Source organism: Photobacterium obscurum (assembly GCF_026191635.1).
In the GTDB taxonomy this organism is placed as follows: domain Bacteria; phylum Pseudomonadota; class Gammaproteobacteria; order Enterobacterales; family Vibrionaceae; genus Photobacterium; species Photobacterium obscurum.
In genome coordinates this window covers 1-13,431 of record NZ_JAKRRW010000006.1, presented here as the reverse complement: position 1 = coordinate 13,431, position 13,431 = coordinate 1, and the positions used below count along the sequence as shown (strand labels likewise).

At 46.4% G+C, this 13,431-nt stretch carries 9 protein-coding genes and 1 other RNA gene; 6 read left to right on the top strand and 4 right to left on the bottom strand.

The window, feature by feature from the left end:
- Window positions 1-63 precede the first annotated feature (63 nt).
- The 5 genes from MD588_RS09685 to MD588_RS09665 all read left to right on the top strand — a co-directional run bounded on the left by MD588_RS09685 (window position 64) and on the right by MD588_RS09665 (window position 5,339).
- The gene (locus MD588_RS09685; RefSeq protein WP_265696945.1) at window positions 64-774 is read left to right on the top strand and encodes a 3-oxoacid CoA-transferase subunit A; all 711 of its coding nucleotides are present in this window, start codon (window positions 64-66) and stop codon (window positions 772-774) included.
- On the top strand, window positions 771-1,574 hold the full coding sequence (locus tag MD588_RS09680) for a 3-oxoacid CoA-transferase subunit B (protein ID WP_407676561.1): 804 nt from the start codon (window positions 771-773) through the stop codon (window positions 1,572-1,574). Before MD588_RS09685 ends, MD588_RS09680 begins: the two co-directional genes overlap by 4 nt.
- Before the next feature lie 14 nt (window positions 1,575-1,588).
- On the top strand, window positions 1,589-2,935 hold the full coding sequence (locus MD588_RS09675) for an aspartate aminotransferase family protein (protein ID WP_265696944.1): 1,347 nt from the start codon (window positions 1,589-1,591) through the stop codon (window positions 2,933-2,935).
- 12 nt (window positions 2,936-2,947) lie between these two features.
- Window positions 2,948-4,144: a 3-oxoadipyl-CoA thiolase gene (gene pcaF / locus MD588_RS09670; RefSeq protein WP_322784240.1), complete on the top strand. Its 1,197-nt coding sequence runs from the start codon at window positions 2,948-2,950 to the stop codon at window positions 4,142-4,144.
- Window positions 4,145-4,706: 562 nt separating this feature from the next.
- Window positions 4,707-5,339: a porin family protein gene (locus MD588_RS09665; RefSeq protein WP_265696942.1), complete on the top strand. Its 633-nt coding sequence runs from the start codon at window positions 4,707-4,709 to the stop codon at window positions 5,337-5,339.
- A 151-nt stretch (window positions 5,340-5,490) separates the two neighbouring features.
- Here MD588_RS09665 and MD588_RS09660 read toward each other — a convergent pair whose 3' ends face one another.
- The gene (locus tag MD588_RS09660) at window positions 5,491-7,437 is read right to left on the bottom strand and encodes an MBL fold metallo-hydrolase (protein ID WP_265696941.1); all 1,947 of its coding nucleotides are present in this window, start codon (window positions 7,435-7,437) and stop codon (window positions 5,491-5,493) included.
- 381 nt (window positions 7,438-7,818) lie between these two features.
- On the opposite strand from MD588_RS09660, the gene MD588_RS09655 reads away from it, so the two are divergent.
- Window positions 7,819-8,847: a hypothetical protein gene (locus MD588_RS09655; RefSeq protein WP_265696939.1), complete on the top strand. Its 1,029-nt coding sequence runs from the start codon at window positions 7,819-7,821 to the stop codon at window positions 8,845-8,847.
- Window positions 8,848-8,904: 57 nt separating this feature from the next.
- Here the strand turns inward: MD588_RS09655 and MD588_RS09650 are convergent, their stop codons facing one another.
- The 3 genes from MD588_RS09650 to MD588_RS09640 all read right to left on the bottom strand — a co-directional run bounded on the left by MD588_RS09650 (window position 8,905) and on the right by MD588_RS09640 (window position 13,234).
- Complete coding sequence (locus MD588_RS09650) at window positions 8,905-10,101, bottom strand: RtcB family protein (RefSeq protein WP_265696938.1); 1,197 nt, start codon at window positions 10,099-10,101, stop codon at window positions 8,905-8,907.
- 1,141 nt (window positions 10,102-11,242) lie between these two features.
- A complete protein-coding gene (locus tag MD588_RS09645; protein WP_265696937.1) occupies window positions 11,243-12,508 on the bottom strand; it encodes a RidA family protein in 1,266 nt (421 codons plus the stop codon).
- A gap of 594 nt (window positions 12,509-13,102) precedes the next feature.
- Window positions 13,103-13,234, bottom strand: a non-coding RNA gene (locus MD588_RS09640) — RtT sRNA.
- Window positions 13,235-13,431 lie beyond the last annotated feature (197 nt).

Here is a 13,431-nt window from a genome sequence, read left to right as displayed (position 1 = left end):
AGCCACGGCTGCGGTGGCTACCACAGCCAACAACAAAAACCCTCACAACAAGGCGTTGTTAATATGATTAATAAACATATCGCATCTCCCGCCCAGGCCGTCGCCGATATCTTTGACGGCGCGACCGTGATGATCGGCGGATTTGGCGAGGCCGGTAGCCCGATAGAGCTGATCCACGCCCTAATCGATCACGGGGCACGCAACCTCACCGTTATCAACAACAATACCGGCAGTGGCCATGTCGGCCTGGCGGCATTAATCGAAAACAGACAGGTCGGCAAAATGATCTGTTCTTTTCCCCGTACAGCCAATTCCACCGTCTTTCCTGATCTCTACCGGGCAGGCGACATCGAATTGGAACTTGTCCCCCAGGGCACGCTGGCCGAGCGGATCCGGGCGGGGGGCGCAGGGATCCCCGCTTTCTATACCGCGACCTCAGTTGGCACCCCACTTGCCGACGGCAAAGAGCATCGAGTGTTTGAGGAACGTGAATATGTCCTTGAGAGCGGCCTCACGGCCGACTTCGCCTTGATCAAATGCCGTCAGGCCGACCGCTACGGTAACCTGCTCTATAACAAAACTGCCCGAAATTTTGCACCGATTATGGCAATGGCCGCCAAGACAACCATTGTTCAAACGGGTGAACAGGTCGAGGCTGGCACCATTGATCCTGAAGAGATCGTCACTCCGGGGATTTTTGTGAACCGCATTGTTACCGTTTCCGATCCCGCCCATGAATCCAAACTCGTTACCGAGGGGAAATACTACCCATGAAAACGACACAACAAACTATAGGCTGGAGCCGCGACCAAATGGCACAGCGGGCAGCACTTGATATTCCCGATGGTGCCTACGTCAACCTCGGTATTGGTATTCCCGAAAAAGTTGCCCGTTACGTTCCCGATGGACGGGAAGTGATCTATCACACGGAAAACGGTTTACTCGGTATGGGCGTTGCGCCCGAGTACGGTCATGAGGATACCGAGCTGATCAACGCGGGGAAAAAACCAGTAACCGCCATCCCCGGCGCAGCCTATTTCCACCATGCTGACAGTTTTGCCATGATCCGGGGCCAGCATATTGATATCTGCGTACTGGGAGCAATGCAAGTCTCCCAACAGGGCGACTTGGCAAACTGGTCGACAGGGGCAAAAGATGCGATTCCGGCCGTTGGCGGAGCCATGGATTTAGTCGCAGGGGTTAAAACAATCTTTGTGATCACCCAACACACCACCAAGAACGGCGAGCCCAAACTGGTGGAAAGGTGCAGTTATCCGCTAACCGGACGCCATGTAGTCGATAGAATCTATACCGATCTTGCCGTCATTGATGTCACACCTCTGGGCTTGGAAGTGGTGGAGCTGGCTCCGGGTATCGACTTTGACTACCTGCAGCAGCGCACCAATTGCAAGCTGTTACTTGGACACAAGCTCGGCGAACAACTCAACAAACCTACCGTTAATCATACCGAAACGGCTCTGCTTGCTGATGTAGAAAGCAGGACTGAAAAAGAAAAGGCTGCCGCTATTAACAACACAAAGGGAACGGATCCCGCTGAATGCACCTTCAAGTAAGTTGGAATAGAAGCATGGAACAACAATATAAAACCCCATCGTCGAAACACAGCGCTGAACTATACCGCCAGGCTCTTCACCTGATGCCCGGCGGATGCAGCCGAAATACGGTATTGCGCCACCCCCACCCTCTCTATGCTGCTCATGGTCAAGGCTGCTATGTAACCGACGTTGAAGGAACTCAACGCGTCGACTTCGCCAACAATATGGCCGCTTTGATCCACGGCCATACCCACCCACAAATCGTAGCCGCTGTGACTGAGCAATTACATAAAGGTACTGCTTTCACCTTGGCCACCGAAATCGAAATTCAGTATGCCAGGCATCTTTGCAGCCGCAATGCTGGCTTCGATATGATCCGCTTTGTTAATTCGGGGACGGAAGCGGTGATGAGCTGTCTCAAGGCTGCAAGAGCCTTCACCGGGCGCCCCAAAATTGCCAAAGTCGAAGGCGCCTATCACGGGCTTTATGACTACGCGGAGGTCAGCCAGACCGCCAACCCGACAAACTGGGGTGAGCAGAATAATCCGGCCAGTGTTCCCGTTGCCCACGGCACGCCGGATTCCACCTTGAACGATGTGGTGGTGATCCCTTTCAATGATCCGGATAAAGCCATCGCTATTTTGGAGCAGCATGCCAGCGAACTAGCCTGCGTGCTGGTTGATCTCCTGCCTCATCGCGTGGGGCTAATCCCGGCCTCAGATGCCTTTATTACGGCACTCAGAAACTGGACCCGGAACAACGGGGCCTTGCTAGTCTTTGATGAAGTGATCACTTTCCGAAACAGCTATGGCGGCGCACAGGACAATTATTCAGTTCAGCCGGATCTGACCGCTATGGGCAAAATGATCGGCGGCGGCTTTCCCGTCGGTGCCCTCGCGGGACGGAAAGAGGTAATGGAAGTCATGAACCCTCTGGCAGATGAGCTGCTATTTCCCCATTCAGGAACCTTTTCTGCCAACCCAATCACTATGATTGCCGGTCTTACGGCCATGCAGCTATTTGATCAAGATGCGATATACCGGCTCAACAGCCTGAGCAACCAGTTGCGTCAACAAATCACCGAAGCAATCGGAATTGCCGATATACCCGCCTGTGTGACAGGTAACGGTTCGATGTTCCGCATCCATATGAAGCCGAAGCCTCCGACTAATTACCGCTTGGCTTACGCAGACAATAATGAAATCCGAATAAGAAGCGCCTTGCTGGATCACCTGTTTAACCATGGTTATATGATGATCAACACCTGTTCGGGCACCTTGTCTACCGCCATGACCGAGAGGGAGATCAACCGCTTTACCGAAGTACTGCTAGGCGGTTTCCGAACCATAAAGCCTCTGTTTGCTTCCAAGAATGATTAAGGGATTACGATTATGAATGTCTATATTTGCGATGCAATACGTACCCCTATCGGCCGCTATGGTGGTGCTCTGTCTTCTGTCAGGGCCGATGATCTGGCTGCTTTGCCAATCCGGGCATTAATAGCACGAAACAATAATGTAGATTGGCAAGAGGCAGACGACGTGTTACTCGGCTGTGCCAACCAGTCGGGCGAAGATAACCGTAACGTTGCCAGAATGGCGGGACTGCTGGCCGGATTACCCCACCAGGTTCCGGGCAGCACCGTCAATCGCTTATGCGGCTCAGGTCTCAATGCCATCGGGGATGCAGCCCGTTCGATCCATGCCGGTGAGGCTGAATTAGTGATTGCGGGCGGGGTCGAAAGTATGTCTAGAGCACCCTTTGTCATGGCCAAGGCATCCAGTGCTTTTTCCCGCTCGGCGGAGCTATACGATACCACCATGGGCTGGCGCTTCATCAATCCCGAACTTGATAAACAATATGGCACAGATCCTATGCCACAGACGGCTGAAAACCTGGCATCACTCTATGGGATCAGCCGAGGTGCCCAAGACTGGTTTGCCCTAAGAAGCCAACAAAAGGCGGCCATGGCACAAGAAGACGGACGCCTAGCCGCGGAAATCATTCCTGTCGCTATTCCAAGCCGGAAAGGGCCACCGATAATTGTCGATAAGGATGAGCACCTGCGCACCACCAGCCTCGAAAAACTGGGGGTACTAAATCCGCTATTTCGCGACGGTACTGTGACCGCCGGTAATGCCTCAGGGATCAATGACGGTGCAGCCGCGCTACTTCTGGCCTCTGAAGCCGCGGTTGGACAGCATAATCTCACACCCAAAGCACGAATTCTGGGTATGGCTGTCGCCGGCGTCCCGCCTCGGATCATGGGGATAGGCCCGGTACCTGCAACAATGAAATTACTAAACCGACTCGGTATGACATTAAATGACTTCGATCTATTGGAGTTTAACGAGGCATTTGCCGCCCAGGCTCTCACCTGTACCCGAGAATTGGGGCTGGCAGATGATGATCCGAGAATAAACCCTCAAGGTGGGGCTATCGCCCTCGGTCATCCTCTGGGAATGAGCGGTGCCCGATTGGTGACCACGGCGGTATATCAGCTACAGCGCAGCGGTGGCACCTTGGCACTGTGCACCATGTGCGTCGGTGTTGGTCAAGGGATTGCTATGGTGATAGAGCGCGTATAGATAATTAATGGAATTGGTATAACACCCTTTCCCGATCAGGGTTGCATCTACGGGCAGAAGGCAGAATTAGCTGCCTTTGCCAGGCTCGCTGAAAAAATAAAACAATAACGAACAAGCTTTGGTATCTGTCAACAAGATTGTTACTCATTCGGAAACAGTGATTTGCGCATTGATATATATACTATCAATAATAACAAGTCTATCATTCGGCCAGCCATTGAAACTTAACATTTCAGTGTGTAGCATAAATATTGTGCCTACCTCATGACTTTATTTGATCGGTATAGTCACGAATATTGTACCAGTGCGTATTTTAACCTTCATGGCTTATCTTTAACCATAAAAAGATGATTTGCTTTATAATGGTTAAATAATATCAATGAGACACGAGCTTTATCTGAGCACAAATATAATCAAATACTTAATATTGTATTAAATACTTTCAATTAATGAATATTAGTTTATCTAAAAGGGTAAACGCTTAAAGCATGCTCTATTTTCTCGGGCAGGACTATATCCTCACCTGGTTCCTTTTTCACAATCACACTTAATAATATATAAAATGAAATTTATTAAAATCTTAACTATTTTAAGTACGCTATTTTTTGCCTCATTTTCACAGGCAAAAGAAGTACGAGGTTTTTATGTCGGAGCTGGTGTTGGCTCGACAGGCATTGATGATATGGATGACTATTTTGAAGGCTCTGATAGCCTATTTCGTATCGATGAAGACGGAAATAGCTATAAACTGATTGCAGGTTATCAGTTCAACCGCGTTATTGCATTAGAAGCGCAGTATACCAAGTACGGAGACATCAACTTCCAGGTTCCTCTATTGCAGAACAAAACAGTCCATCATTGGTCGCCAGAAGCACTGTCTATCGCAGCAAATGCTGGTTATACATTCAATAACGGCTTGCGACCTTTTGGTATTCTTGGACTGTCGATGATTGATCTGAATGAATCGAAGAAAGTACTCGATAAAGAAACATACGTTGCACTTCGTTATGGTTTGGGTCTTGAGTATACGCCTTTGGCATTAAGTAACCTTAATTTCAGAATTGGCTATGAGGCTGATTTCTTCTACGCCGATGAAGATTATACCTATCATGGGGCTTACTCTGATTATACGTTATCAGAACTATACGACTTTACCCTTGATTCTTTTTATATAAGCGTTTCATATCAATTCTAAATTCAGTTAAGTTATACCGACAAGGCTGTGCTTTAAATCACAGCCTTTACTTTCCTCAGGCTCTCTTCGTGTTAATGTGGCAACCATACATAAACGATCGCTAAATTTTGTCTGGTTGAGTGTAAATAAACACAATTTGGCTCCCTCCCGCTCAAAAGATTCTGACAATACGGGGGAAAATCTCTTCAATTTCACGAAAGAGCTTTTCAGGATCCCCTTCATAGCGACGGGAAAAATGAAAAGGCATCAGCTGCTCAACGTCGGCTGCAGCAGCAATTTCACCACATGCAGTGGTTGTTAGGTGACCATTGTTAATTCCCCGAAAATGATCATCCCGAGAAAAAGCGGCTTCACAAATCAGTGTGTCTGCATGGTGCGCCAAAGTTATGAGCTTTTCTCTATTCTCAGCGGTATCAGCCAAATCTGTGGCATACACTAATTTCTTGCCAGCCTGTTTTCGCAGTAAACGGCTCGCCAGCTCGCCTACAGTCTTGCTGTCACCATTAGGCAACTCAATCAAGCTTGCGTGCTCACCTGCCATGTAAGTATATTTGAGTTTTCCCAGCCAGCGACCGGGAGGTAGCTGAAGCTCTGAAAGGGCCTTTTCAGAGACACCGATAGCTGCAACGGGTTCATAGGCATAAGCCAACACTGGCGTACCGTGATCCAGCTCGACGGCACGAACCCGAAAGCGTTCCTCTTGATGGATGATGCCGTTCTTAACTGCCTTGGCAGGCAAAGCAGTCATTGCATCCTGCCCTGCCTTCAGGTGGAAACATCGTAACAGCTCTCCATGCAGCTCAGCGACATCAAATTCGGGGCCATTATCGCCAATACGATCCCATAAAATTCCGCGGAGCATACCAGCAATATGCTGGGCCAGCCCTGGAGGACCATATAAAGTACAAGAGGTCGGTGCTCCCAACCGTACCCTGAGCAGCCCCATAAACCCGCCAATATGGTCAAAGTGGGCATGAGTGATAAATATATGGCTGACATTATGAATATGACGCATTGGCAGTCTTGAGGTATTGCCAAGATCAAACAGCAGGCATCGTCGGCTCCAGCTGGTCTTTATCAATAACAGAGGATCTTCAAATAAGCCATTAACCAACTCGGCGGTTATATCTCTCCTGCAGATCTGAGTGCTGCACGTGGTCTCTTTATGATCCGATGGATAGACCAGAGAGGAACCTGAAAATGTTGTGGCGACCGGTTTTATTTTTTTCCGTTGGTTCACAGTTACCAGCTTTTGGCCTGGTAAGTGCCAAGCATCGCGCAGCAACAACTGAGAAGGCGAGCGTTTGAATTGGTGACATCGCAGCCTTAGTTTTTGCTCCTGTAATTTCAGTACCTCTCCCATAGTGATCACCCCATCGGCATCACTCAAACTAATCACGCGGCCACACCATTTTTCCGGAAATTCAAGAGGAGGAGGCGTACCAAGCAATGCTATTTCTTCGAGCGGCAAGATAGTGTCCTCAGCCCCCTTCATATACTGCTCCCATAATTGCGTCCGCCATGCCAAACGCTCAAACCGACTGGGGGCGTGAGCCTCGTCGGAAACAGACATCCATATTACAGGTAAGTGAAGGCTGGCAATTTCCGGCTCTAACGTTATTGATTCATCTTGACTATCCAGCACTACAAGCATGGTCGTTGCAGTCAAATTGACTAGCGTTGTAAGCAGCTCCGACGCTGCCACTCCCCTCGTCATACCAGGCGCATCGATGATCAACGGTTGCTGGATGGACACTCTTAGCAGCAGGCGACTAACGGCCTCGGCCAACGGCAAACGAAAACGGGCAGCATCAAGGCTGCATAAGGCCTCAAAATCTTTCAGCTGCCAACGGCTATGATTCCAAGCGCCAAAATTGATAGCAGCCGGAATCCCAAACCTCGGGGAACCAGGATCCGCACTCAGACAAACACAAGATTGTTTCTCAAGCTGAAGCCGCCTCGCCAGCTCAGCAGCCAAATAACTCTTTCCTGCTCCCGTCGGGCCAAACAATAACACCCGTTCTGTCTTTCGCAACAATGCTTGGCTTAGGTGTTCCACGCCTTGTGTGTAGGTGAGTTGTACTGCTGGTAATACCATAATCAGATCTATTACATATTTGCCAATTAATGATTTAATCAATCAACCTATCTGCTTTTAGTATAATGAACCCTCGATATTTCCTCTCTAACGCAGGGAATGAAGCACTTCTACCCGCCATCCGCACAATGTATCAAGCGCTAACACATTGTATTGATTTGTCTGCTTCTATTTACGCCCAAGGTAGGCGTTAAGTATCATTTTATGCATCCGCTTTATCATACAAAGCCAGCTATATTCAGGCTCTCTTGCTCAACATCGCGAGGCTGAGGCTATGGCCGCCGCTGTAATGTTAAAGCAGCAGGAAACAGTTACACCCGATTATCGAACAATGTTCATAAAAATAATATTTAGTCTTTATATTGATTAGGAGATGCGGAATTGAACTGTCAGCTTAAGGTATTGGTCCCGGTAGTAGCATTGACACTCGGCTTGGTTGGCTGCGGTGGTGGCGGTTCGGGCAAAAAAACCGCCCCTGATAACAACGGGGGCAAAGTAAATCCTCCCGCACAGAATAATGTGTATCCAGAAGGGGTGTACCTGACGACTCTAGCAGGCGGCAATGATGATATTTCGCGTGATGCTGATAGTTCAGCCAAATACGTGGGTGTAGGCTTTGCCTTTAATCAAAGCCTCACTCCGGGTAAGCAGGAATTATATGCCACCCTGAGAGAGGTCGCCCCCACTGACACTAATGCGCCAGGCTGGTACAACGTCCAGGCCGAGAGAGCCAACCGTTTAGACCACAACATCGAAATCGAATATTGCTACGATGATGCTGTTACAGGCTGCTTTGCTCCGGAAGAAGTGAGCACCGAAATGGGTGGGGGCTGGATAGCAGCGCTATCTGATACTCACCAGGCACAGATGGTCAATAATCAGCTAGCTGAGGGTCTTTCCCCAGTCTACGGCGACAAAGGATTCATGATCCAACCAGACGATCGCCACAGATCTCGCCTGCTCTTTGTTCAGACTGATACCTCTGGACTGTCTGCTAGCTTATTCGCACAGTTGATTGGTAGCCAATGGCAGGCACCTGAAGCTTACACCATGCCATCTAACTATACCCGATACGCGTTTAGTCATTCAGATAGTGGCACAATGGCGATTACCGCCTCAATGGTGGATGAAAACAATGTTTCTCAATGTACAGTGGTTAGTACTGAGATGAACGTTATCAACGCTAAATTTATGCTGTTCGAAGCGACGATGGCATCCGATGTCGTTCAACCTTGTAAAGCGTACCTTGATAGTTTGGGTGATAAGAACCATTCGGAAGCAGACCTATCAAAATCTCACGAGATGATGGCGAGTTTTGTTAAAGATGGTAATAGTGATGATATTCTGGCGTTAATGCACGTAGCCGATGATTCGGTCGTTAGCGGCCCAGGGCTGTTTATCAAGCAATAATTAACGGCATAATATATACGCCCTCTGCCACCCTAAGCTAGGCAGAGGGTAATTAAACTAGCCTTTGATATTAACGACCTGCCGCAGGGTATGAACAATCTCAACCAGGTCACTCTGGTTTCTCATAACTGTATCGATATCTTTATAGGCACTTGGGATCTCATCAATCACACCTTTGTCCTTGCGGCATTCGACCCCAGCCGTTTGTTCTATCAAGTCCTGCTCCGAATATTGCTTCTTGGCCTGAGTCCGGGACAGTCGACGGCCAGCACCATGACTGCAGCTAAAAAATGACTCCGGATTACCCAGACCGCGAACTACATAGGAATTAGCTCCCATGCTTCCAGGGATCACCCCTAAATCTCCTTTCCTAGCCCGAATTGCCCCCTTACGAGTTACCCAGACCTCATGGCCGAAATGTACTTCTCGCTCAATATAATTATGATGACAATTTATCGCCTCGTGCGTCACCGAAAAACGAGGGAAATGAAAAGCTAGTACCTTCAGTGCGGCCTTCATCATCAATTCACGGTTGATACGTGCATAATCCTGTGCCCAGCTAACACCTTCAATGTACTTATCGTAGTTTTTGCTCCCTTTTTTAAAGTAGGCCAGGTTGGCATCCGGCAAATGAATATTTGCACGTTCCATTTCCTGCTTAGCCTGAGCGATGAAATAACGTCCAATCGTGTTACCTATTCCACGGCTCCCCGAGTGAAGCATCACCCAAAGATTATCGTCCTCATCAAGACACAGTTCGAAAAAATGGTTTCCGCCACCCAGCGTCCCGGCCTGACGAGCCCAGCGCCCCGGCTCAAGCATTTTCCTTAGTGCAGGGTTTTCATGAAGAATATTCTCCAGTCGCTTAGCCAACACCGAGTTCCCTTTAATCTTGGCAACTCGATGTTCCCGACCGGGGCCTAAAGGAATGACCTGCTCAATAGCACTACGGAGCGGTTTAAGATCGAACGGCAGATCAGCCCCCGTCAGAGACAGGCGAACGGAACTGACACCGCAACCTATATCGACACCTGTGGCTGCCGGTACAATTGCATCAACAGTAGCGATAACACTGCCTATCGTTGCCCCTTTACCAAGGTGAACATCAGGCATACCGGCCACATGGTGATAGATAAAGGGGAGAGAGGCCGTACGTTTGAGCTGCTCCGCGGTTTCCGAATCAATATCGTCAGTCCAGACTTTTACCGGATGCGGTTGTATTTTGGTTGATGGGTAAACGGTTACAATTGGCATTATCCATGCCTCCGTTATTTCTTTGCTCAAGCCAACAGTCAGCAATAAGCCTTACCACTACAATTTCCAAGCACGACCGTTGAACGAAACGCAGCACCGAAACGTAGAACAAGGCTTTCCATTTAATTATGGCACTGGTCAGACAGTTACAGCCAAAGACAATCATTTTTATGATAAATAATTTGGGGGTAAAACGACTAGCTAGACACCTGATTTAATTTCTTTGATATCAGCTTAACTTTACCAATATATTCATTGTTTTAACTAATCGTTCGATACTTTTTCAAGATGTAAAATGCAGAAAAACAAAGGGCTTAAATAAGCATAGAGCATCATATAAAAGAGCTAAAGCTATATTACAGAAAACAATTTTCCTATCAAATCAACGTCCATACAGAACAGGTACAGTATCAAAAGAATATCATTAAAATCATTAATGTATATAAAGGCTTATCCTAACCATGAAAAAAATGTATCAAGATGAAAGAGTTAAAGAATTAACCAGAAAAATCTCAAACAACACTAGAGAAAAGCACCTAAAAGAACGAGGGGTAAAACCTATTCGATAAATATAATACTTGATAAGCCATTGATATTATTAATCAAACCTAAACACCAAACTAAAACTTGTATTGATTCATATTGATATAATATGAAATATATGAGGATACGGTTAAACTCCCCCCTTAAATTACACGTCCAGTTGCTCTTGATACTGCCTAGGCGTCAAACCGTGCATTCACTTAAGCGCCTTGGTAAGGCTCTGCTGATTAGTAACCCACCCAACAATTTGGAAATTTGATCATAAGACTAATCTAGATAATACCTTAAACGCCTGATCACATAGCTACTGATGCTACACCAACCTAACATAGAAACTTCGCTAAATAACCACCAATAATAAAAATGATACTAGAATTCTCTGATGCCGAAGCTTTTGGTCTTAAGTGATTGGCCTTAAATGCTTGCGCGGTAAAACAAGGAATAAACGTGCGAGCTATTGATAAACTGAAGGGCAAAAAAGGCAGGTTTTATTATTTGACCGTAAATTAAACCATCAAATATTAAAAACCTGCCCAATCTTTGTAAGCTCAATACAGCTTATAGCAATTGAAGAGCGATAAGCTCAGTCAAATACCAATTACGCTTGTGGAAGCGTACCTTCGCCGTTAGAAACAACAGCGTCGATTTGTACTAGAGCACCCATTTCAATTTGAGAAACACCAACTACTGTACGTGCTGGAAGGTCGCCTTGGAAGAAGGTTGTGTAAACTTCGTTTACAGCATCGATATCAGCAACATCTTTTAGTTGAATGTTGATCTTAACGATATCGTCCATTACGTGGTCAACACTTTCAACGATAGCTTTGATGTTTTTCATGCACTGCTCAGCTTGCTCTTTAGCACCGCCAGCTACGATTGCATTTGTTTTCACGTCAACTGGAAGTTGTGCTGCAACGTGGTTGTAGTGAGAGAAAGCAACTGTTTGCGTGTGTAGTGGGTTACGTGGTGCAGCATCTGTGTTGTTTGCACGAATAACGATGTTGTGACGATCTTCAACTTCTTGTGGAGGTGTGCCATCACCGTGAGATACAGAAGCATCAATTTGAACTAATGCACCCATAGGTAGCGCATCAGCAGCAATAACTGAACGTGCCGGTACGTAAGCAACAGTACGAGCGATAGCTGAATCTGGGAAGAATGTTGAGTAAACTTCGTTTACTGCATCAACATCAGACAGATCGTTTAGGTACATGTTGATTTTAACGATGTCATCGAAAGGAACGTCGATGCTTTCTAGCACTGCCTTCATGTTCTTAAGACATTGTGCAGTTTGCTCTTTCACGCCGCCTTCTACTAGCGCGCCAGTCTTAGGGTCTACTGGTAGTTGAGCAGAAATGTTGTTGTAGTGAGAGAAAGCAACAGTTTGAGTAGAAACAGCGCTTTGTGGTGCATTTTCAGTATTGCGAGAAAGCTTGATAAGTGCACAAGGCGCTTGTGGAGCAGTACCTTCACCGTTAGAGATAAGTGCATCCATTTGAACCAAAGCATCGCCCATTGGTAAAGCGTTAACTTGAACCACAGTGCGTGTAGGAAGTAGGTTATCGAAGAATGTTGCGTAAACTTCGTCTACTGCCGCAGCGTCGTTGATATTTTTAAGGAATACGTTAATTTTTACAACATCATCCATTACATGATCGATGCTTTCAACGATAGCTTTAATGTTAGTTAAACATTGTTTTGCTTGGTCTTTTACGTCACCAACTACGATTTCACCAGTTTTAGGATCTACAGGCAATTGTGCAGAAAAGTTATTGTAGTGAGAAAAAGCAACTGTTTGAGAAGATAGAGCGCTTTGAGGTGCATTTTCTGTGTTTCGAGAAACTTTGATGATCGCGTCAGTCATGTCGAATTTTATCCTTTTATGTAGTACAGAAATAAGTATTTATCTTTAATGGGCTTTATCTTTAATAGTTTTTATTTGAAAGAATAATTAAAGTGGTGCAATGGTAAGTAAATTTATTTAGGGGGAATGTGATAAGCATCAAAATATCATTTCACTAGAAAAGCGAATTATTAGGATAAATAGTCACTTTACGACTAATTATCCACAAATCTGTTAATAATCTGGCTGTAATAACTATTTATTTTTGCGAATGATTCGTCAATAGTGAATATAATCTCAGCGAGTTAAATGCCATATTTGCTGAATTTAGTTCAAATTTGATAAATTGATCACAATAAGTTCATTCAAATTCAAGCACAAGCTCCATTGGTGCGTCATTTCTGTCGTTATAAATGCATAAATACCCTGGAGTATCTTACGACGCTCACCGTTTAGGGCAGAATCGTGATGAAGTTGCAAAGCGACGACAGTCAATCCTATGGTGGATACTTCCATTTCAACGTAGCGGAGAAATAGGGAACTGCACCCTACCGCTCCCTTCACCAAACGACAGATGTAAAAAAACCGCTGATAGCTCAGCGGTTTCTTTGAATTTGGCGGAGAGATAGGGATTTACTTCGCCCTACGGGCCGTTGCTATAAAGCGCCTTCGGCTAGCAACGTTGTCTCGCTTCGCTCGGCTGAACCCTGTGTCTAGGCTTCTTCACCCTATCTCATTTGAAAAATTCAGGTATAAAAAAACCGCTGATAGCTCAGCGGTTTCTTTGAATTTGGCGGAGAGATAGGGATTTGAACCCTGTCTTCGCGACACAAAAGCGAACTAAACCGTTTAAAATCAGAAGCTTAACATGGCAACACAAGCAAGGTTAAGCAATCGTGTTATACAATTGACTCTAGTGAATACCACATACCAAGTCAATGAAA